The sequence below is a fragment of the Bradyrhizobium elkanii WSM2783 genome, from assembly GCF_000472865.1.
Classification (GTDB): domain Bacteria; phylum Pseudomonadota; class Alphaproteobacteria; order Rhizobiales; family Xanthobacteraceae; genus Bradyrhizobium; species Bradyrhizobium elkanii_A.
In genome coordinates this window covers 102217-123479 of sequence record NZ_AXAP01000002.1, presented here as the reverse complement: position 1 = coordinate 123479, position 21263 = coordinate 102217, and the positions used below count along the sequence as shown (strand labels likewise).

Below are 21263 nucleotides of genomic sequence, written 5' to 3'. Positions count from 1 at the left end.
ATACCCGCCCCTGCAAGGCTACAAGGAATACATTGCCATGGTGAGCGTCGAGGACCGATCCAAGCGCATTCTGGAGTCAACGCTGAAGATACAGAGCCCCTTCGAGCTCGACCGAACGCTTTGTCTTTACAGTCCGCAGGACAATGTCGACTCGCTGAAGCATCCGCGCATCGCGGAATGGCTGCAGTTCATCCAGAACGAATATCAGCCTGAGCTGCCGTCGGCGCGCCGTCACGTGCTGCTGTTCATGCCCTGCACCAAGACCAAGCCGTATCCGTTTTCGACCGAACATATGGCGATCAACCAGCGGCTGCTGGATGAAGGCTTCCGTCCGACGAAGCGCACATATCTTCCGCAGGAATTGCAGGCTCGCCTCGAATCTCCATTTTCGCTGGAAGTCTTGAATCTCTCGCCGCTCGCCAATGACAGCGGCACGGTGCTGCACCGAATGGTGATCTCGGAGCCTATGGCCGTCGTCCCCTACGAGCATATCGTCGAATATCGCGGAAAACCTTCGCCGGCGGTAGCCTATGACGATCCCGGCCTGTTCGAGAACAGGGGCAATGCCGTGTCGCCCTGGAGGGCGGACTCGACCGCAGTGCAAGTCACGGCGACCCGCTGGAAATGGGGCGACGAAGAGCGCCGGCACTATGTCATGATGCACAACGAAATGGCACGCATCCTGGCTGACGTCGTCGCGCGGATCGGCCATCACTATAGCGACATTATTTCATGGGTCGCGCCGGGCCTCACCCATCGCAGCTTCGTTCTGTCGCGCGGCGAGCGCGCCGCTCACCACGTCACGACCTCGCGCAAGGTCGGAAGCAGGCGCCTCGAACTGATCGGTGCCAACGATCTTCTTGCCGCAGGGCAGAAGATCGCCTGCCTGCCGATGCCGGACGACTGCAAGCTGGCCGTTCAGCGCCTGTCGCAGCGGCTGGGGATCGACATCTCGAAGGCAACCGCCATCTACGCACGCGGCGGCGCCAATGCGACGCCGCTCGCATTGCCGGAGCTGCTCGACGTTCTCGTCAAACGGCTGGCCTCCAACCACCTCGACGTCGAAGAAAGCAGAAAATATGGCAGCCTTGTCTCTTAAAATAGGGCTCAGCGATTCCGATCGCACCCGACCGATCGCGAACGGTGAAGTATCGATCGCCGGCGTCGAAGCCGACGTGACGTTGATGGGCGTGCAAGCGCTGTTCAACAAGCAGTTGACGGAACATACCTTCGACTGCTGCGAATTTCCGATCACTTCCTATCTGAGGTCGCTCGAACGCCCGGAGCGGCCTTATGTGGCGGTGCCGGTGTTTCCCTCGCGACACTTCCGCTTCTCGAACGTCTTCGTCAACACGTCAAAGCGGATCAGGACACCAGCCGATCTCGCCGGCAAGCGCATCGGCGTGCCCGTGTTCGACATGGCCGCCGCCGTCTGGCTGCGCGGCATCTTTCAGGATTATTTCGGACTGCCGCGCACCTCGCCGATCTACGTGTCGGGTGGCCTGGAAAGCACCCGCAGTGGCGACGAGCATCCGCAATTCTATCCCGACCGCTTCAAGCACGAGCAAAGGAACGACAAGAGCCTCGCCGTCTTGCTGGCGGAGGGCGAAATCGACGCTTTATACACCGCGCGGGCACCGAGCACCTGGCGCACTCCTATGGTGACCCGCCTGTTCGAAAATCCCATGAAGGCAGAGCTCGCGTATTTCTCCAAGACCGGGATTTTTCCACCCATGCACCTCATCGCCATCAAGCGAACCATCGCCGAGTCCAACCCGGGCCTGGCGATGGCCGTGTTCGATGGTTTCGCCAAGGCTCAAGCGATCGCCAGAGAGCGACTGTTCGATTCGGCGGCGCTGAGTACGATGCTGCCGTGGCAGCTCGAGAACCTGATGTTCACTGAGCAGCAGCTCGGCAGCGACTACTGGCCGGTTGGCCTCGCAAAGAATCGCTCAACGCTCGACGTTGTCAGCCGCTACATGTTCGAGGATGGCCTGATCTCCAGACAGCTTTTGCCCGAGGAGTTCTTTCCGCAACCAGATCTCCTTACCACTTAGTAATTCGTAGAGGGACGCATCGGGATATTGCCCGCGCCACTCGCCTCGGAGCGCGCCTTGCACTGAGCACGCCGGATGGCAGAACATCGTCGTTTGGCAGAGCATGTACCGGAGGTCCGTCCGCCACGTCGCTAAACCCACTATTTCGGAAGCCTGTTTTCCTACCGGAGGGTCGCTTTACTCGCGAGGCGCGCGTTGAAAGACCGCCAAGAGCCTCCGTTCCTGCGCGATTCATCGCCGCTCAAGATAGTTCGCGGGTCCGAATCCCGGACAGGCAACCACCGCCACCGACATTCGATCATGACGCGATTTGAGGCGTGATTTCGCCCGGAGCGTATCGTCGCGGCTGGAAGAAGCCGGGCGGATGACCTGCTGATCTCGCGCGCGCCAGTTCTGCGATGAGCTCGAAGCAAATCCCGCTAGCGCTGATTCGTGTGGTAAGTGACTGATTGACGCAATCCATGCTCAAAGATGACCCTCGCTCGGGACTTATGCCCTGCATTTACGAGCGAGCTTTGTTCGAGCAAAGTAGCGGCGCGCGGGCTTGTTTCGCGCGTTGCCGGTTCAGTCTTTCTTGTCCCCATTTCGAGAGCATTTCGACGAGGGGCCTCAGGCTTTCGCCTTCCTCAGTCAAGCGATACTCCACTCGTGGAGGGACCTCGGCATAGACGGTCCGTAGAACCAGCCCGACCTCCTCGAGCTCACGAAGCTGCTTGGTCAGGAGCCGCTGCGTAATGCCGGGCAGGCGACGATGAAGCGCGTTGAACCGCAGGCATCCCGCATCAAGCAGATGGAAGAGCATGACGCCTTTCCAGCGCCCGTCGATGAGATCGAGGGTCACCTCCACCGGGCACCCCGGCACGTCTGAATAGTGCTTGATCTTCATACCGATAGTTCCCTTTCGGAAACCTAGTACGCCAAATGACCGTGCTAGCAAAGACGAGCTACGTAACGATTTCTCCGACAGATCAGCGTCGAGGGAAAACTACATGCAAGCTATCACTTACCGTCCAGGCGCCGCCCTGTCCGATCCTCAGTGCTTCACGATCGCCGACAAGAAGGATCCTGTCCCGGGTCCTCGTGACCTCCTGGTCTCAGTATGCGGCGTCTCCGTCAACCCTGTCGACACCAAGATCCGTCTCGGTCAGGTCTTGATGGGCGACGCCGTCGATATCCTTGGTTGGGACGTTGCTGGTATCGTCGTCGATGTCGGAAGCGAGGTCACAATTTTTCGCCCTGGCGACGAGGTCTTCTATTCCGGCAGTCTGAGCCGGCCCGGCGGTAATGCCGAGTTCCACGCCGTCGACGAACGCCTCGTCGGCCGCAAGCCGGCGCGGCTCAGCTTTGCGCAGGCGGCGGCTCTGCCCCTCACGTCGCTCACGGCGTGGGAATTGCTGTTTCACCGCCTTGGCGTTGGCTTGGGAAAGCAACACGATGCGGGCGGATTGCTGATCATTGGTGGCGCCGGTGGCGTCGGCTCGATGCTGATCCAGCTCGCACGGCGCCTCTCCGGACTAACCGTGATCGCCACCGCTTCACGTCCCGAGAGCCGTGACTGGTGCCTCTCGCTTGGCGCCCACCACGTGATCGATCATTCGCAGTCGATGACAGACGAGCTCGCTAGAATTGACGCGCCGGACATCACCTACATCGCCGCCCTCAATCAGACGGACCTGCACTGGACCGCGATCACCAAGATCATTGCACCAGGAGGCAAGATCGGCGTGATCACCAATCACGCATCCCTCGACGCCGCGCCTCTGCGGCCCAAGAGCGCATCGTTGCATTGGGAGGATGTGGTGACGCGGCAGCATTTCGGTGGCGCCGACATGATTGCCCACCATAAGATCCTTGATGAAATCTCCTCGCTCACCGAAGCCGGCGTCCTGCGCTCGACGGCAACGACGGAGCTCGGCCCGCTCACGCCCACCTCACTTCGGGAGGCACACGCGCTGGTTGAGAGCGGCCGCATGCTGGGAAAGGTTGTTCTCGACCGACTTTGCGCCCCATGACCCGAGGTCATTTCGCTGCAGCCCGATCGCGGCGAAATCCCCGGCGGTCACGCTGACTGTTCTTACGTGTAATGATCATGGCCCGCAAGGCGGGCCATGAGTCGGCAATCCAACAAACCAACTGTCCGGCACGCGACCTCCAATAACATGGATACTTCGCCTCGCGTTTGCAATCGTCGACGAGCTGCGCCCTTCGTCCAGCCGTCGGCAGCGCAAGTACGCGGTCAAATTCGATGACGTCCGCTTCCTCCTCCAGGCGGGTGGACCCGCATAGCCATGCACCAAGCCTGCTGATCCTGGGGCGGGATGGCCGTTAGTGCAGTGAAAGCCGAGATAAGCAAGATAGTCGCCAACGTCCCACAGGGCTATGCGGAGGTCAGAAATTTCTCCATCAGCAATGAGAGCACCGAAGGCACAGTACAGGCCGGTCTGGTGGTCGATCTCGTCTAACTTCACAGTTTCTGCCTTGCTTCGTCATTCGAGGAGCGTTTTTCCTCATCAGTCAATGGACCGACACCCAGTATTCGGACCGCTCCCCTGGGATCATAGGCAGGCACCCCATGTGTCACGCTGGGGGCATTTTTTCGAATTTCGGAAGAGCTGAATCGAGGTGGTCCCAAGCATAGCCAGCTGCCGTCCATGTGACCTGTTGTGGCCTATACCGACTAGGATCATCAAGACTCCCGGCGCGCACAACTACGTAATCTGGTATGTCGCGAAACGTCGCGTAGACCGGTGATCCGCAGGTGGGGCAGAAGGCGCGTATTTTGACGGTGCCACTATCACCGACCAACTCCCAATGCGTCGCTTCTCCTTGGATGCTCGTAGCCGAGCGCGGAAAGATCAGGTGCGATAAGTGCCCCGTGCCGCTTTCACGCTGGCATTGACGACACTGGCAATCGGTCATCATTACGGGTTCGGCGGACATTTTGTAGCGGATCGCGCCGCAGGCGCACCCACCGGTATAGGGCTCGTTCATGTCTTCCCACCTTCATAGGATGGCCGTTGGCGCAAACAAAATTTAAGGAGCATCAAACCTCCTCATCCGTTCTGGGTGCGCGAGGACGATTGCCTTCTGCGCACTCAAGCCTGCTCGTCGGCAGTGCTGCCGATGTTCTTGAGAACCTTTTTCCAGCCTTCGCCCATGTTCTTGTAAGCCGTATCATTCCTTGGCAGGACGAAGCCGGAATGGACAAGTCGAAGGCGCGTTCCGTTCTCGGCCCTCGAAAGCGTCCATGTGACCACTGTATTCAGCAGTGAGCCGTATCCGACATTCCCCTCGTGCCCGCCCTTCCAAGCATAGGTGAGGCGTTCGTTGCGCTTCACCTCCAGCACTTGACAATGAATGGTACCATCCCAGGCACCGGCCGGTTTTGTCTGGAATGTAAAATGCTTGCCCTCTACCGGCTCGAATCCCGTCGGCGCCATTATCCAGCGGCTCATCAGCTCGCCATTTGTCAGCGTCTTCCAGATTGTCTCAGGCCCATGCGGGAAAACCTGGTCAACCACAATCTCCTGCGTGTCGGGCTTCAATTCGGCGCCAGTCATGGATCAATCTCCTTCAGGAGGGTACGAAGATTGGCGAACCGATTGCGCCAGAAGACGCCGTAATGGCTCATCCAATCGAAAAGTGGAGCGAGGCCCTCCGGTTGGGCGCGATAGTAGACCTTTCGACCCTCGGGTCGTTCGGCGACCAGACCAGCCTGCTTCAAGGCTTTCAAATGTTGGGAGACGGCGCCTTGCGTTACCCCACTCTCCCGCGTCAGTTCGACTACGCTAATCTCACCGGTGCTGATCACCCGCTCGAACACGGCTCGCCGGGTTGGATCAGCAAGGGCGCGCATCACGGCATCGATGGGGGTGGCAACTTGCATAAAGAAATCATTAGCGAAGACTAATTCATTAGTCAATGCTAATTAATGGCACCGATGCCTTCGGCCAGCGATCGCTTGCACGCGTTCTTCGAAGACGATATTTGGGACTTCTCGCCCAGTTCGAGCGACACGCGCTTCAGACTGCGCGCCGCCCTCTCGTAGACTTTCGCACCTGTCGCATCCGAGCCGGTAAACGTGATACTGGCGACGCCTGGATGCGCGATCAATTCGCTGCCGATCTCAGGCCCAAAACCTGTAACCACGCTGAAGATGCCGTCGGGTATACCGGCCTCCTTCGTCAGCGCAGCGAACAGGTTTGTCTCGCGAGCGACGCCGGCGAAGTGCCTCAGCGCATCGCTGCGCCAGTGCGGGCGCGAGCCGTTGGAACGGTTCATCCAATATAACACGTAGCGTGCCGAGGATCAGCGCTCGTCCAAGCGCCACCTTCTTGCTCTGACCGCCCGGCTGATCTCGTCCGCCGCCTAATACGGGTTCTGGTCTCGATTCGGAAAATCATCGGTTACGATGGGGATGATGTGAGGAAGATCGAAGACCGAAAACAAACTTTGCGCTAGGGGCTTTGCGAAGAGCGTCAATGTGGAAATGGCGCCGTTCTCGACCGTAAGAACATGGATCGAATGTGCGGTCCAAGGCGCTTCGCTGCTGGCACGAGAGTATGCCGCGAACGCGGGCTGATTGTTAGCGGCCGTTGGAACTAGGCGAAAGCTCTCGTAAGCTCTCCATGCCCATTCGAAGAAATTACCGACAGCCGTGCGACCGGCGTACCATTGTGCTTTCGGCGGCATCGTGTAAGTCGCGTCCTCTTTAAGCAGAGCCACAAGACCGTCGACGTCGAGCCGCTCCCAGGCGTTCAAGTAACGACTTAGAAGTTCCTGCTCAAACGGATTTGGCGAGCGCGACGCTGCTGGGCGACCATCGGGGTAGCGCTTAGAAAGCGTCTCGCGCGCCCGCTGCAAGATACTGTTGATCGAAGCTGTTGAGCCTCCAAGGAGAGTAGCAGCCTCATTCGCAGACCAACCCAGCACGTCACACAACAGAAGCGCAGCTCGCTGACGGGGAGGCAAGCCCTGTATTACGGCAACGAAGGCGAGTTGGACAGCTTCCCGCGATAGATATCGCGCCTCGGGATTTGCCGTCTCATCAATGCCCTCAAGGAACGAGTCCGGATACGGTTCTAGCCACGGCACGTCCGTAACCGACGTACCGTCCGGCATGCGCATGCCCGCCGCAGGCAGCAATTCGTTAGGGAGGAGGCGCGGAGCATTCTTTCGAGCTGCGAGAGTATTCAGGCATACGTTCGTTGCAATTTGATACAGCCACGCCCGGAAAGATCCTCGCCCCTCAAATCGATCAAAGCCGCGCCAAGCCCGCAAGAGTGTATCCTGGACTGCGTCCTCGGCTTCGTGGACGGACCCAAGCATCCGATAGCAATGCAATTTAAGCTCTCGGCGAAAGGGCTCAATGCGCCGTCCAAACGCATCGTCGGGGCGATTCAACTCTCCCTTTGAGTTTGGTGCTTCAGTTGCTGGCATTGCAGCTGGATATTTGCATTCGGACAACATCCTTCAAGTCCTGACAGCCAGAATACACTCTTCGAAGACTGTGCCTGCGCAATGAACGCTGATATCGAGCGCCAGCCGGGGTCATTGAGGCACTTCTTCGAGCCCCCGGCCTGACACGATGAACGTATTTCCCTCGATAGGCCCAGGATTTGCGGCTAACTCGATAAATGCGGTCGCCACGTGCGATGACGTCGGCGGAGAGGCCATACTCCGCACGAAGTCCGCGGGCGATATGCCGAGATAGCGAGAATAACCAGCGATCGCATGCCTTCCTAAGTCCGTATCCGGCATGATGCGCGGCGCTAACGATATGAACCGCAACTCAAGCCCGAGACGGTCCGATTCCTTCTGTGCATAGTTTGCGATAAACATCTGCGTTCGCTTGGCGCCAGCGTATCCTCCCGAGTTTGGGGATCCTGCGAGAGCAGCGCCGCTCGACACCAGAATGATCTTGGTCCCTAAGGGCAACGGGCGCAATATTGCTGCTTTACAGAAGTTAAAAGCTATCCGGACATCAGCCTCCCAATTTCTCCCGAACTCCTGCCAGCTCTGCTCATGGAGTGGGGCGGCGGGCGGGAAAGCTCCGGCACAAATGGCAAGGACGCTCGGCTGGCGGACGTCGAATATTTTGCGGGGCGCATCCTCGCCCGTTGCGTCGAGCGACATGATCTGGACGTCAGACAGTTCTTGTTGCAACTGCTTGAGGGGCTCCTCCTGCCGAGCAACAGCAAGCACGCGCGCGCCGTTGCCGTGAGCTGCCTCCACGATACGGCGCCCCACGCCTCGGCTACCTCCGATCACCACGACGTCCTTGCCCGTCAATGCATGCATGCTACTCTCCTAGCGTTGGGCGTTTATGTCTGCCTGACGATAAGTAAGACCGGCTCGACGACCGAAATTCATCGGTGGTGTCATCTTTTTTCGCAGGTGGGCCTACTGAGTGATACGCATCTCCAAGCCACCACGCCTTTGGGAGCCTTCCAAACAGCTCGCAGAAGAACTTCGGCTCAGGCGCGCTTTAGATTACCCGCCGGCGGCCACGCATGCGTCAAGTGTAAGATAGACGCGTTGGCTTGGAGTCATTAACTCCCGCAGGCACCAGTTTTCTGGAAGCCTTCCAGAGCTGTCCGTTGATAAAATTCGGCGCGAGCCGCCGCATGAATGCGAGCTGCTTCGACTGCCCCGGCCGGATCTCGGGAACGCCTGCTTTGAACCCGTCAAATGATTGTTTCACGAGCTGTTCGGTTGTGATCATGGTGATGCCATCGTCTTCCCGAAGGTCAGCCGTCATCTCGGTCTTGACCGCCGGAGGCATGAGTTCGATGACCTCCACACCAGTCTCCTCCAACTGGAAGCGAAGCGATTGGGTGTACGAGTGGATCGCCGCCTTGGTCGCGCAATATATCGGCAAGCATGGCAAGGGCACGAATGCCAAGGCAGAAGACACGTTGATGAGCGTACCTTTGTTAGCCTTTAGCATGTCGATGAAGGCGGAAGTCATCCTGATCACGCCACCCGCGTTGACGTTTAGCTCCACCGTCAAACCAGCAATGTCGGCCGCTGTGCCCTTGAGGTTCTTATAAAGGCTAATACCGGCGTTGTTCATTAGCACGTCAAGCTGCGGGAAATCCTCCTTCACGCGTGCAGCAAGTGCAGGCAATCTGAGCTGGATCGGCGACATCGCTCTGGATCGTTTGTATTTTCGGATACTGTAGCTTCACTTGGTCGAGCACGGCCTTGCGCCGACCCGTCACGATAACCTGGTTACCGAGCTCGACGAACTTAAGCGCGAACGCAAGACCAATGCCGGCAGAACCTCCGGTGATGAGGATTGTGCGACCAGTGAGTTTCATGGATACCCCTCAGTAAACTGTGCCCCGCTCGGAGGGGCGCGATACGACAAATCGCAGTCGAGAACAGATCAACCATCGTCCGCCGACCGCCCGGATTGAGCGGTCGAACGGCACGACCACGCTGGCAGATTCGAAGCAGGACGCTAGTCGTCGAGGGCTCCCAGACTCATGTTAACGATAGTACCAGTCATCGCGCTCGCCTGATCGGAGGCGATGAAAGCAGCCGCGTTTGCCATCTCAGCAAGGGTCGTCAGCCGACGCGTGTGGGTTCTGCTCGCGATCAAATCGTGGAACTGGTCCCAGGAAATTCCCCATGCTTTGGCATGAAGGCCGTAGACTTCTCTAATCGTACCAGAGTCCGGCATGCCGAGCGGTCGAAGACCAACCACTCGAACGCCATCGCGCGCAAGTTCGGCAGAAAAGTTCCGGGTGAGCGCTTCTACGGCGGCCATGGCCGGACCGACCCCGCCCATCATCGGAATGCCGGTTCGCGAGGGGGTTGAGGTGACCGTCATGATCACACCTGATTTTCTTTTAACCATCCAGCGGGCAGCCTGCCGCGCGGTCAAAAGGTACGTTTCCGTGTAAGTCACGATTGGCCGCGAGAACTGGTCCAGCGCGAGATCGACCAGAGGCACCCCCTGCAAATTGGTATTCGGGATCCCGACGGCATTGAAAGAGATGTCAATACGACCGGCCTCGTCAATGACCGACTGGAGATGACGGCTGATCGCCCCCTCCTCGAGAGCATCAACTTCTGCCGTTTGGACCGCGACGCCATCAAAAGCGATTTCCTTTGCGACGGCTTCAACCGAAGCGCGATTGCGGGCGGTGAGAAATAGCTTGGCTCCTTCGCGTGCAAAAGCGCGCGCGACAGCGCCCCCAACCGCGCCTCCAGCCCCGTAGATCACTGCAACCTTGTCCTTCAGCATCATCTCTGTGTTCCTGCTCGTTCTCTTGTTCGCCCGTGATCCCGAGCGACCTCGTGCGTAAGACCGGAGTGGCAGGCAAAACTCATCGGTGCCGCACGATTATTTTGTGATCCGCTTCATGGGCGAAGGGGCGATGGCGACCAAACAATCGCGAGCGCAGTCTCTCAAGCGGCAGCATCCCCGGTCTGCTTGCCGCCGCTAAGGAACATTCGAAACCTTGATGTTCTCGGTTCTGGTGAAATTTGCTCCGCTCGGAGGAGCGGGGTGGCGAGCAAAATTCATCGGTGATCGAAAGTATTTTTGACGCCATATGACCATTGGCAGCGGTACATATGGCTCCGCCCTGCCAGATTTGGTGGGCGGCGCTCAAAAGGTAAGGACGATTTTTCCGAAATGATCACCTGAATGCAGACGTTCGAGCGCAGGGACAACATCGTTCCAGTCGAACGTGCTGTCGAGGACGGGCCGCCTCGAACTCGCGGCCATGGCGTTCAGCAGGCTTTCAAGCGACGAACGAGAACCGACCGGAATGCCCTGGACCGCAGCTTGCTTACGAAAGATATCCAGCGGATTGATACTGCCCTGCGCCCCTCCCAGATATCCAATCACGCTAATTCGTCCCCCGGAACGGACTGCCTTGAGCGATTGGGCAAAGCTGCTAGGTCCGCCAGTTTCGAGAATATGGTCGGCCCCCTGCCCCGCCGTCAACTCAAGGACCTCGTCCGACCAGGCTGGCGTTCCGCGGTAGTCAACTCCCGCAAAAGCACCTAGAGCCTTTGCTCGCTCCAACTTTTTGTCGCTGCTCGACAAAACGATCACCTTCGCACCGACCATCAATCCTACTTGAAGGCCGAATAGTGCGACCCCTCCCGTCCCTTGAACGACAACTACATCTCCCGGCCGGATCTGGCCGAACGAAACGAGCGCCTGCCAAGCGGTGGAGCCGGCACATGGAAAGGCGGCAGCCTCGCCGTCCGATAACGCGTCGGGAACCTTCACCAAACGCTGCTCGTCCAGTGTGACTTGTTCTTGCAGCAAGCCATCTCCGGGACCGCCCAAAGACTTCCCCGCCTTCGCGATATTGAAGCCGCCGTCGTTCCATTCACCCCAGAAAGCCGAGCAGACACGATCTCCGGGCTTGAAGCGCGCGACGTCCTGACCGACCTCGACGACCTCTCCGACGCCGTCCGAGATCGGTATCAATGGCAAATTGTAAGCTGTTGCAAACGTCCCGGAGACGATTTCCAGATCACGATAGTTCAAACTGACGGCGCGCATCCGCAACCGGACCTCGCGTCGGAGAGGCGCGCGATATTCGCGCTCGACTGGAGCCAACCCCTGCAAGCCGTGACGTTGGATGGTAATTGCCTTCATTGATCGCTCCCGGTTCTGCCTGCGCACAAAGCGCAACAGGCGACTACATTGACCGTGCCCCTTCTGTATGCAAATGCATAATCTGTACGATGATAATGCCGAGAATTTATATGCTCGACGAAATGAGAGCTTTTGTTCTTCTGGCGGACACGGGATCGGTTAAGCGATCCGCCGAACGCCTTCGGCTCACCCAACCGGCCGTAACGCGGCAGATACAGCGGCTCGAGCATTTGCTCCGGACGGATCTCCTGGATCGACGCGTAAAGCCTCCAGCGCTAACTGCCTCAGGGCTAGTGGTTCTAAATCGCGCTCGCGCCGTGCTCGCTTCGATTGACGACCTCAAGCAAACCGTGGCCGCGGACGCCGATCCTTCCGGTCCTTTTCGAATCGGGGTGTCACATTCACTTGCCGATGCGGGTATGGCCGAAATCATGCACCAACTGCGCCTTCGTTATCCGAGGCTCGAGCTGTCATTGGCCAGCGGGTGGACCCCCGAGCTTGTTGATCAAGTCGAAGGCGGCCGTCTCGACGCGGCTATTTTGGTGTTCGCCGGCAACGACCCAGATCTTCCGACTCCCGTTGGACAAGTCGTCGGTAAGGAGGAGATCGTGATCGTCGCTCCAAAAGATCTCCCCTTGCCGAGACATTCGAATCTGAAGCAACTTTCTCAATTTCCGTGGGTTCTGCTCCCGGACAGATCATGCGGCGCGCGACGCGCTCTGCAGACTTTGATCGAGCGCGATGGAGGTCAGTTTCGCCTGGCGGCCGAGGTCTACGACGTCGAACTTCAGGTATCGCTGATCCACAAGGGAGCAGGTATAGGCATTCTGCCGCGAGGCAAAATCACCGCAGAATTCAAAGATAAGGTGAAGATTGTTCGCGCCCAACGTGTAAACCTTGGAATGATCGTATCGATCGCGCACTCGCCGTTCGTTTCGAACAAGGGCGCCTGCGTTGAGTTTCTTGGATCTCAGTGCGCTCGGCAATACGGCTCCTAGATTGCCCCTACCAAGCAAGTCTTGACCGCGGAAATATCTATGCAGGAAACCACAATCAATCATGCCCGGCTTGCTGAGATCGACTTGAATCTTTTGGTCGCGCTGGATGCTATCAGCTCTTCCGGTAGCGTTACGAAAGCAGCAGGCAAGCTCCGCATAAACCAGTCATCACTCAGCCATCAACTCGGCCGGTTGCGCGAACTTTTCGGTGACGAGCTTTTTGTCCGAAACGGCGCAGGCATGTCTCCGACACCCCGCGGGGCCGCAATCGCCAAGACTGCATCGGAGATACTGCGCCATATCGATCGAGATCTGCTCAATGCGATCGCCTTCTCTCCTGCCGAGACCAGCCGGGTATTCAAGCTTGGCATTCCGGACTATCTGGAAAGTGTACTTGTCCCACCCTTGGCAAGATTTTGCCTGGGGGCGGCACCTCATGCGCGGCTGGAACTTCATTCGCTCGAGCATCAGAAGGCAACGGACATGTTGGATAGGGGTGAAATTGATGTCGCCGTCGGAAATGTTCCGGATGGGGGTCTTTTGCACAAACGCAAGGTCTTGTTCGACGATAACTATGTTTGCCTGCACAGCTTCGCTCTCCTCGAAAAAATTCCGTCAATTACCTTTGAAACCTACTTCGAGCTTCCACACGTAGCGGTCGATTTGAAGGAACGAGCTTGCAGACTGGTCGACGATACGCTCGAACAGAAGAAACTGAGCCGGAAGATCGTAGTATCCACTCCGCACGCTCACGCTCTTCCAGTGCTACTCGAATCTGTTGCGGCAATAGCGACGGTTCCACGGCTATTCGGGAGGAGTGCAGCCAAAGCGCACGGTCTCGCAGTGAGCCCGCTGCCGTTTCAGGTAGCGCCTTTTCAGATTTCTGTGGTGTGGCATGCCTCCAGTCATATGGACCCAGGCATTATCTGGTTTCGGGGAGCAATTGCTGACGTTGCGCGATCTCTGCCGTAAATCCCCCGAGCAAACGTCGCCTGATCTGCGCGGACTGATTTCTCATCCCGGTGTACCAGAAAAGGTAGCTGCTTTGCCGCACACTCCATTCTCAGAATGCGAGTGGAATCACGTTCTATCGTTCACTTTGAAGACCCCGCAGCAGCGTCGTCAACAAGCTGGCGTACAAAGCGGCCCCGCAACGACCTGCTCGATCCCGACAACTGCTAGTCCGTCGAGACGTGTCCGGGACCGCCAACTCTGGACTCCAACGCTAAGCACCGACTACAGGTCGCGCGAAGAAGGCAGAGGATATACCCGGCACCGAAGCGCGGCTCAGTTAGATCAAGCTCGGGCTCCACGGTTCATCGAAGATGGCGTAGGACTCGCCCAATGCTCGCACACGGGCAAAGCCGGGGAAATTCAGGTGCATGCCAGCAATAAGAGGATTCTCGGCGGCCGCCATAGCCAATACCGCACGGCGCGTCGTCGAGGCGGCGGCGGAGTCCACATCGAAGGCTATCGTTACTGCCGGCTTTTGAACCTGTATATTGGGGTAATGAACGATGTCACCCCAAATGAGAAGGGTCTCCGCCCCTGAACTTATTCTGTAACCGCTGTGTCCCGGCGTGTGGCCAGGTAGATGCACGAGATCGACACCGGGTATCACATCACCCGCAGTGACGGTCCGCCGCCGATTTCCGTAAGCGGCAAAGACACTTCTGGCGAGATGGAAAAATGGCTGCGCAGCCTCCGGCGCACGGCTCAAATTGCCATCATCACTCCAGAATTTGTATTCCTCCTCGTGGAGGACGAGCTCTGCATTGGAAAATTGGACGGCCGACGGCGCCGCCCCAACCAGGCCTCCGACGTGATCCGGATGCGCGTGCGTAAGAAACACGTGATCAATTTGACGCGGATCAATGTTGGCAGCAGCGAGCGCAACCTGGAGCCGCCCACCCCAACCGTTGATACCGCCGGCCCCTCCGTCTATGAGAATCGTCCTGCCGCCGCCTTCGATGATGTAAGCCGAAACCGTCATTGCAGATGAGCGCGGACGCCCTGCCGCCAGTATCATTTCTTCAGCTTCGGTCGGCTTGATCCCGGTCAGCAGTTCGAACGGCACATCAATGATACCATCCACAACCGCGGTTACGGTGTAATCGCCAATTTGCCTTCTGTTCAGGCCGGGCGCCTGGACTTGCGCGACTTTTGTCAAGGAACTTCCTCACGAGAGCTTGGGAGCTGGTGTCGAGGAGTTAGTGACAGTTGAGCCGCGCAAACTCAAATCGGCAAAATCAATTCAGAAAATTGAATTGCTGCATATAGGCTCCGATCCCGCAAACACATCGATCTGTCTACAAAGCCTGGGAAAGGCTTGCTTATCGATCACGGCCGATCAAATTGAATTGGAGGCTCGCGGGCTCGACAATCGGGCGCGGAGCAAAGTCGAAACTATCGATTGATAGCCGTTCGACGTAGGTCCCCTGGACTACAACCAAGCTCTCGACGCATCCATCGCGCCATATGTGACTGGTGGGCAAAGCCGACCTCCAACGCGACCTCGCTTGGGCCCAACTTTCCCTGCAGCAGAAGGAAACGCGCTCGTTCCACCCTCCTCCGCAATACGTAGCGATGAACCGTCAATCCCATGGCGACCTTGAACCATGTTCGCAGATGCGAATTACTGACGCCCGCCTCCCGGCTCAATATTTCGAGCGTAAGGGGCTGATCCAGTTTCTCATCGATATAGGTCAACACTCGCTTGAGCTGAATTGGCGAGAGACGAGCCTGCGGGTCGAGCGGCTCGTCACGCAGCCCGAGCAATTGAATTGCTAGCGCGATCCCGATGCTCTCGGCATATAGGAGATCGCTTACTGATTTCACTGAAAGATCGTGCTCGATAGATCGAGCCAGATTAAAGATCCGATCGTGACGAAGCATATGGCGTTTTTCAAATCCGTTTGCGGTTGTGGTTCGCCCGATCTCGGCCCTTACACGGTCCAGCACCACCGGAGCGAGACGGATTTCAAGGGACTGATAAGCCGTTTCTGCGTCGAAGCCTCCGGTGTCTCCAGAGGGAATGAGATCGATGTCGCCGATTTCCCGCAAAGCGGCAAATCCAGTCTCTCGACAAAAAGTGCGGGTGACACGGCTTAGGTGTACGACAATTCTGTGGGCATCAATAGGGGGGAGTACGCAGGCGCCTGGTTCAACAAGCCTTAACGTGGCCTCGAGGGGCAGCGCCGAACCGATCTGAAAATGCATTTGGCAATCTCGAACTTTGGCGGAACGTACTCAAGATTTGGCCAATTGTGCTCGACTTTCAACTGCTCGAAATCCAAAAAGCTAATACTCCGAACAGCAAATGAAGATCGGCACATGAGTTACTATGTCGTGGTGGGACCAGGCCCAGTCGGACGCGAAACGGCTCGCCTTCTGGCAGAAGAGGGACATAGCGTAGTCCTGACGAGCAGAAATCCTGGCATGATCGAAGCGCGAGCGGTACGCACCATTTCGGCAGATGCGACCAACGCCGTTCAGCTGGCTGAGATCAGCAAGGGCGCTGAAGCGATCTTCATGTGCGCCATGGCGGCCTATGACAGATGGCCGACTGACTTCTTTCCAATCATGGACGGCACGGTCAAGGCCGCTGAGGAGACTGGCGCCAAGATCGTCGTGCTCGGCAACCTATATGGATACGGCGAAAGTGCCACAAGCCCACTTTCGCCATTGGCGCCGCTCAATCCGACCAGCAGAAAAGGCACAGTGAGGGGCATTATGTGGGAGCGTGCGGCCAGATCGAAGGTTCCCGCGATCGAAGTCCGTGCAAGCGATTACCTGGGCAACGGAGCTATTACCTATTTTTCGCTACTTGCCCTTCCCTCCCTTCTGAAGCAGGAGACGGTTTCATTTCCAGGTAATCTGGATGCTATCCACGCTTGGTCATTCACCAAAGACACGGCAAAGACACTTGTGTCCGCGGCGCACTATACAGGAGAGTGGAATCGTGCGTTTCACGTTCCAAGCCAGCATGTGTCAGTCCGCGAACTCACCGAAAAATTCGCAGCAGCTCTCGAGTTTGAGACGCCTAAATTACGCGAGCTCACAACGGAGGAATTGCAGGCCATCGGTTTCCACGAAGCCGTGGAGATGCGCTACTTGTTCGATAACCCACTTGTCGTCGACGCAAGCGACACCGAGCAACTTCTCGGCGTCACAGCAAGCAGCCTCGAAATAATGATCCAAGAAACACTGCTGGATCACAAGTGATGGAATTGTCGGCTGGCTTGATCTTCTTGCGCGCCGCAGACCCCGGTCGTCAAAACGGGGCTGCTTTAGATTTGCTTACGTGCAGCGAGAAGCCGGACGCGCCAGCACCTTCTAGCCCAGGCTTCAGCTTCATGCTGGGGATGAAATAGTCGCCACCATTCTGCTTTCTATAGGCTATCGGCGCAGTTGTTTCGATAGCACGCATCCTGTGCCGGAGCTGCGTCGCGACTGCTTCGAAATCGGCCTCGCTGAAGCGATCAACCCGGTAGGCAACGAAGGGCGGCAGGACTTCATATCCTGGATAAAACAGAACCCCGTGATTGATCGGGAACAGCAGATCATCAATTGGACCGTTCACTCCTCGATCCGAATAGTGCTCCTCCCAACCGCCGGCTGTTACGATCAACATCGCTCGCCTACCCGCGAGATTTCCCTCTCCGAAGCGGTCGCCCCATCGTTTGTCGCTATGTTCCCCGACGCCATAGGCAAAGCCATTCGCGTAGACGCGATCGACCCAACCCTTAAGGATCGCGGGCATGCCGTACCACCAGAGTGGAAATTGCAGGATCAGCATGTCTGCCCAGACAAGGTTATCGATCTCGCGCTTGACATCCGATGTGAGCGCGTCGCCGTGGAAGGCATCGCTTGATGCCGCGCCCGCAACGAGACGCTTTTCGACCGGCCAGTTCGGAAAGTCTGCACGATCGACTTCAGACTTCCACTCCTGGGCGTAAAGATCAGACACCCGAACTTCGTGACCTTGCCCAATCAGCTCCTGTACTGCAACGTCCCGGAGGGACGCGCTGAGAGACTTCGGTTCAGGATGAGCAAAAACCAGCACCACTTTCATAGATCGAACTCCGAGGCATTAACGGCGAATCTTCGTCCGACAGAGAACACCGGTTTTAGCTATATTTGAAATCGAGTAATTGCTCGGCTACTATTCATGTCATGGATAGCAAGCGGCTTGATCTCAACCTTCTGGTTACCCTCGAAGCGCTTCTAATCGAACAGAACGTGACGAGGGCTGCCGCCAGGCTGCACCTGAGTCAGCCTGCCGTCAGCGCTCAACTTAACCGCCTCAGGAAGGTATTTGACGACCCCTTGCTGATCCCGGCACAGCGCGGGATGACACCGACCGTCAAGGCGCTCGAATTGCTTGAACCGGTACTCCAAGCGCTCGACCAGGTTCGATCCACCGTTTCACGCCACAGAAACTTCGATCCCGCCAGAGCTGAGATGACCATCACGGTCACTTGTACGGACTACTTGCAATATGCTTTGGTCGAGCCGCTCGTCCTCGAATTGAGGAGAACGGCGCCCCGGGTGCGGATCGCTATCCGCAACCTCGATCTTCCGCAACTGGAAGCGCAGATGGCGCGGAGCGATGTCGATCTCGCTCTGATGACTCCGACAGACGCGCCCGCCAACCTCCGCACCAGACACCTATTCCATGACCGATACGTACTTATTGGACGGAAAGATCACCCTCGCCTTTCGAACCGACTATCGATCAAGCAGTTCACGGAACTCGAGCACGTAATTGTATCCCTTCGCGGGGGAGACTTTGTTACTCCCGTGGATATCTCGTTAGCAGCCTTGGGACTTCGACGTAACGTCGTACTGTCCGCGGCATCCTTTCTGTTTGTCCCGGACATTGTGGCACGTTCCGATTTCGTTGCTTTGGTTCCGGAACGCTTGATGTACCAACGGACGGAGAGATTGCGGTTGGTTGAAAGTCCGTTTCCTATCGAGGGATTCTCGGTCGGCATGGTCTGGCATGAACGCACCCATGGGCATAGCGGTCACCGCTGGATCCGCGAGGCGATCGTCTCGTTAGCCAACGCGCGGCTTGCCGAGCATGCTACCGCTTCAAATCTCACCCGCAGGCATGATCGACGCACAAAGCCTTCAAAGTAAACTCGCTCGCCTGCTTCGATCCACCACGGCTCGCAAATTTGCGATTGCCAGTCGAGGTGGCACGAAATGCCGGATGGCGACCCGCAGTCCAATCAGTGCTTGCTCAAACCGTCACGACGACCTTGCCCAATTGATCATTTGACTCCAGAAAGCGATGCGCTTCGACGATCTGATCAAACGGAAAGGTCTTGGCGATCACCGGCTTTAGCGAGCCTGAGACGAGGCCGTCTAGGATGAACTTCTTTGCCGCCTCCAATCGCGCCTTATTGCCGGTGATCTCATGGACGAGGTAGCCGCGGAGCGTGAGCATCTTGCCCAGCACGGCAGGCAATGGAAACGGGGTCGGCTCGGCACTGAGTCCGCCGTACTCGAGGAGGATACCTCCCCGCGACATTGCTGCGGTCAGAGGATTAAATATCGGCCCTCCGACGGCATCGAGAACAACGCGTACCCCTCCGGGGCCAGCGATATCCTTCAGCCTCTGCTCCAGATCCTCTTCTTCTGAAGCAATCACCTCCGATGCGCCCAACTCGAGCAGAGCTGGCTTCTTTCGAGAAGTCCTCGTGATAGCTATTGCATTCGCCCCAACGGTCTTCGCGACCTGGATCGCGGCAATTCCAACGCTACTCGAAGCGGCCGTAATGACGAGATGATCGCTCTTGGTCAGCTTGGCCACTTCGATAAGGGCACCATAGGCAGTTAGGTACTGCATCCACACGGCGGCCGCCGAGGCGAAGCCGAGCGAGGCCGGGTGCTTGACTACGATATCCGCGGGAAACGTCGCGACCTCGCTGTAAGTGGGCCAGCGAACCATTGAAATTGGAGGGATGATACTAACCGCGTCACCGACCACGAAGCCGTCTACGCCTTCTCCGAGCCGTTCGACGATACCAGCCGCTTCTAGCCCAAGGCTGGACGGTAATGTTGCCGCTTCAATGTATGCTCCCTTGCGCAGGTTCGCTTCAGCCCGGTTAAGGCCCAGTGCTTTAACGCGAATTTGGACCTCACCCCGACCTGGCGGCTGAACATCGACGTTCTCGATGCGAAGAACCTCAGGACCCCCATGCTCGTGGAATCGAATAACGCGCGCCATTCTAGCGTACCCCAAGATTGTTGAGTCAACTGAGGCTTGCCAGCAGACCCAGCGCAAATAAATAGGATGCTGGGCAAAACAGTAGAAACTGAGAGTTTCGAAATGGACCGTCTTGCTAGCATGGCCGCGTTTGTAAAAGCCGTTGAGTTAGGAACGTTCGCGGCTGCAGCAGCTGCGCTTGACCTATCTGGGCCGATGGTCGGCAAACACGTCCGATTTCTCGAAGAACGTCTGGGTGTACGCCTCATCAACCGGACTACACGCCGCCAGAGCCTGACCGAATTCGGGCGCGCCTACTATGAACGCTGCCGGACGATTCTGGCCGAAGCAGAGGCTGCGGACGCACTGGCGGCGGATCAGCTATCCCAACCCTGTGGAAAGCTACGTGTCACTATGCCCGTGCTATTTGGCCGACGGTGCGTGACTCCAATTCTACTGACGCTTGCGCAGAAGTATCCCGCTCTGGAGCTTGACATATCCTTCAGCGACCGCCTCGTCGACCTCGCCGAAGATGGTTATGATCTTGCCATCCGGACCGGCGACTTAGACAACAAAGCCGGGATGATTGCCCGGCGTATCGCGCGCCAGCGCATGATCGTCTGCGCATCGCCGTCCTATCTTGAGATGAACGGTCCGCCGCAGCAGATCGAGGATCTCGGCAAGCACAATGCCATCATCTATCGTCGGTCAGGCCGCATTCGCCCGTGGATCTTGCCGAGGAAGCACGGAGCCCCGGTGGAGATTACTCCCGTTAATCGGTTGAGACTGGATGACCTCGACGCGATAGCCGATGCAGCGGTCAGCGGTATGGGCTTGGCCTGGCTTCCCTACTGGCTGATCCGCGAACGCATGCGGGCAGGCACGCTAGTCCCACTATTGGTGGATCAGCCTTCATTTCCTTACGACTGCCATGCTCTGTGGCTACAAACGCCACACCTACCCCTCAAGGTACGTCTCGCAGTGGATGCATTGGCGGCCGCTTTGCCCAAGCGTATGATGTGACACGAACACGCGCCTTGAGACACTGACAGAGGCCTCAAACTGATTCAATGTCGAGGGTGGTCAGGTACTACGCTTGCTGTATGTTAACGTTCACGTGCCGCGGCTGTGTCACTACATAGAGGACGGCATTGGCGACATCTGCGGCTTCGAGTTGCTCCATGTCGCCGAGCCGGCGCTGAGCGCTGTCGCGCACATCCTCGCAATGAGTCCGGCATTCACAGCGCCCAGCTCGATGCTGGTGACGCGGATGAGATCCTCTTCGTATCCATGGATGCCCCAATCGAAGCCTCTATCACGCGCTCCGCCGCTAGTTTGGGAGGGAGCTCGCCAGTGTCGGTCGG

General features: G+C 57.7%; 22 protein-coding genes and 1 pseudogene. 8 read left to right on the top strand and 15 right to left on the bottom strand.

The window, feature by feature from the left end:
• Positions 1 to 37: 37 nt before the first annotated feature.
• Positions 38 to 1099 carry a hypothetical protein gene (locus tag YY7_RS0102660; protein WP_028161871.1) on the top strand — a complete coding sequence of 354 codons (1062 nt, stop codon included), beginning with the start codon at positions 38 to 40 and terminating at the stop codon, positions 1097 to 1099.
• Positions 1080 to 2057, top strand: coding sequence for a hypothetical protein (locus YY7_RS0102655; protein ID WP_028161870.1), 978 nt, complete (start codon positions 1080 to 1082; stop codon positions 2055 to 2057). The genes YY7_RS0102660 and YY7_RS0102655 overlap by 20 nt, the downstream gene beginning before the upstream one ends.
• 502 nt (positions 2058 to 2559) lie before the next feature.
• Here YY7_RS0102655 and YY7_RS0102650 read toward each other — a convergent pair.
• A complete protein-coding gene (locus YY7_RS0102650) occupies positions 2560 to 2943 on the bottom strand; it encodes a winged helix-turn-helix transcriptional regulator (protein ID WP_028161869.1) in 384 nt (127 codons plus the stop codon).
• 103 nt (positions 2944 to 3046) lie between these two features.
• On the opposite strand from YY7_RS0102650, the gene YY7_RS0102645 reads away from it, so the two are divergent.
• Entirely contained in the window at positions 3047 to 4069 is a 1023-nt protein-coding gene (locus YY7_RS0102645; RefSeq protein WP_028161868.1) for a zinc-binding alcohol dehydrogenase family protein, read from the top strand.
• Positions 4070 to 4634: 565 nt separating this feature from the next.
• On the opposite strand, the gene YY7_RS57740 is transcribed toward YY7_RS0102645, so the two are convergent.
• From YY7_RS57740 to YY7_RS0102600, 10 genes and pseudogenes are all read right to left on the bottom strand, one after another.
• A complete protein-coding gene (locus tag YY7_RS57740; RefSeq protein ID WP_080663549.1) occupies positions 4635 to 5048 on the bottom strand; it encodes a GFA family protein in 414 nt (137 codons plus the stop codon).
• A 104-nt stretch (positions 5049 to 5152) separates the two neighbouring features.
• Positions 5153 to 5617 carry an SRPBCC family protein gene (locus tag YY7_RS0102635; protein WP_028161867.1) on the bottom strand — a complete coding sequence of 155 codons (465 nt, stop codon included), beginning with the start codon at positions 5615 to 5617 and terminating at the stop codon, positions 5153 to 5155.
• Entirely contained in the window at positions 5614 to 5943 is a 330-nt protein-coding gene (locus tag YY7_RS50455; RefSeq protein ID WP_035689091.1) for an ArsR/SmtB family transcription factor, read from the bottom strand. The genes YY7_RS0102635 and YY7_RS50455 overlap by 4 nt, the downstream gene beginning before the upstream one ends.
• 84 nt (positions 5944 to 6027) lie before the next feature.
• Positions 6028 to 6254 (bottom strand): annotated as a pseudogene (locus tag YY7_RS64965) (aldehyde dehydrogenase family protein); the annotation flags it as partial.
• Positions 6255 to 6425: 171 nt separating this feature from the next.
• Positions 6426 to 7526, bottom strand: a complete 1101-nt coding sequence (locus YY7_RS50450; protein WP_245287169.1) for a sigma-70 family RNA polymerase sigma factor — start codon at positions 7524 to 7526, stop codon at positions 6426 to 6428.
• Positions 7527 to 7607: 81 nt separating this feature from the next.
• Positions 7608 to 8357, bottom strand: a complete 750-nt coding sequence (locus tag YY7_RS0102615; RefSeq protein ID WP_028161864.1) for an SDR family NAD(P)-dependent oxidoreductase — start codon at positions 8355 to 8357, stop codon at positions 7608 to 7610.
• A 217-nt stretch (positions 8358 to 8574) separates the two neighbouring features.
• A complete protein-coding gene (locus YY7_RS50445; RefSeq protein WP_283806984.1) occupies positions 8575 to 9207 on the bottom strand; it encodes an SDR family NAD(P)-dependent oxidoreductase in 633 nt (210 codons plus the stop codon).
• A complete protein-coding gene (locus tag YY7_RS64325) occupies positions 9140 to 9379 on the bottom strand; it encodes an SDR family NAD(P)-dependent oxidoreductase (RefSeq protein ID WP_283806983.1) in 240 nt (79 codons plus the stop codon). Before YY7_RS64325 ends, YY7_RS50445 begins: the two co-directional genes overlap by 68 nt.
• 143 nt (positions 9380 to 9522) lie before the next feature.
• Complete coding sequence (locus YY7_RS0102605; protein WP_028161863.1) at positions 9523 to 10314, bottom strand: SDR family NAD(P)-dependent oxidoreductase; 792 nt, start codon at positions 10312 to 10314, stop codon at positions 9523 to 9525.
• A gap of 363 nt (positions 10315 to 10677) precedes the next feature.
• Positions 10678 to 11685, bottom strand: coding sequence for a zinc-dependent alcohol dehydrogenase family protein (locus YY7_RS0102600; protein WP_028161862.1), 1008 nt, complete (start codon positions 11683 to 11685; stop codon positions 10678 to 10680).
• A gap of 110 nt (positions 11686 to 11795) precedes the next feature.
• Here YY7_RS0102600 and YY7_RS50440 point away from each other — a divergent pair, with 110 nt between their 5' ends.
• Positions 11796 to 12683 carry a LysR family transcriptional regulator gene (locus YY7_RS50440; protein WP_051396465.1) on the top strand — a complete coding sequence of 296 codons (888 nt, stop codon included), beginning with the start codon at positions 11796 to 11798 and terminating at the stop codon, positions 12681 to 12683.
• Positions 12684 to 12722: 39 nt separating this feature from the next.
• Entirely contained in the window at positions 12723 to 13655 is a 933-nt protein-coding gene (locus YY7_RS50435) for a LysR family transcriptional regulator (RefSeq protein WP_051396464.1), read from the top strand.
• Between the two features lie 319 nt (positions 13656 to 13974).
• Here the strand turns inward: YY7_RS50435 and YY7_RS0102585 are convergent, their stop codons facing one another.
• Both YY7_RS0102585 and YY7_RS0102580 read right to left on the bottom strand, forming a co-directional pair.
• Complete coding sequence (locus tag YY7_RS0102585) at positions 13975 to 14853, bottom strand: MBL fold metallo-hydrolase (RefSeq protein WP_035688987.1); 879 nt, start codon at positions 14851 to 14853, stop codon at positions 13975 to 13977.
• A gap of 236 nt (positions 14854 to 15089) precedes the next feature.
• Positions 15090 to 15902 carry a helix-turn-helix transcriptional regulator gene (locus tag YY7_RS0102580; protein WP_028161860.1) on the bottom strand — a complete coding sequence of 271 codons (813 nt, stop codon included), beginning with the start codon at positions 15900 to 15902 and terminating at the stop codon, positions 15090 to 15092.
• A 114-nt stretch (positions 15903 to 16016) separates the two neighbouring features.
• On the opposite strand from YY7_RS0102580, the gene YY7_RS0102575 reads away from it, so the two are divergent.
• Positions 16017 to 16907 carry an NAD(P)H-binding protein gene (locus YY7_RS0102575; RefSeq protein ID WP_028161859.1) on the top strand — a complete coding sequence of 297 codons (891 nt, stop codon included), beginning with the start codon at positions 16017 to 16019 and terminating at the stop codon, positions 16905 to 16907.
• 49 nt (positions 16908 to 16956) lie between these two features.
• On the opposite strand, the gene YY7_RS0102570 is transcribed toward YY7_RS0102575, so the two are convergent.
• Entirely contained in the window at positions 16957 to 17757 is an 801-nt protein-coding gene (locus YY7_RS0102570) for an NAD(P)H-dependent oxidoreductase (RefSeq protein WP_028161858.1), read from the bottom strand.
• A 101-nt stretch (positions 17758 to 17858) separates the two neighbouring features.
• Between YY7_RS0102570 and YY7_RS0102565 the strand changes: the two genes are divergently transcribed.
• On the top strand, positions 17859 to 18827 hold the full coding sequence (locus tag YY7_RS0102565; RefSeq protein ID WP_028161857.1) for a LysR family transcriptional regulator: 969 nt from the start codon (positions 17859 to 17861) through the stop codon (positions 18825 to 18827).
• 103 nt (positions 18828 to 18930) lie between these two features.
• On the opposite strand, the gene YY7_RS0102560 is transcribed toward YY7_RS0102565, so the two are convergent.
• A complete protein-coding gene (locus YY7_RS0102560; RefSeq protein WP_028161856.1) occupies positions 18931 to 19920 on the bottom strand; it encodes a zinc-dependent alcohol dehydrogenase family protein in 990 nt (329 codons plus the stop codon).
• 102 nt (positions 19921 to 20022) lie between these two features.
• On the opposite strand from YY7_RS0102560, the gene YY7_RS0102555 reads away from it, so the two are divergent.
• Entirely contained in the window at positions 20023 to 20922 is a 900-nt protein-coding gene (locus YY7_RS0102555; protein WP_028161855.1) for a LysR family transcriptional regulator, read from the top strand.
• Positions 20923 to 21263 lie beyond the last annotated feature (341 nt).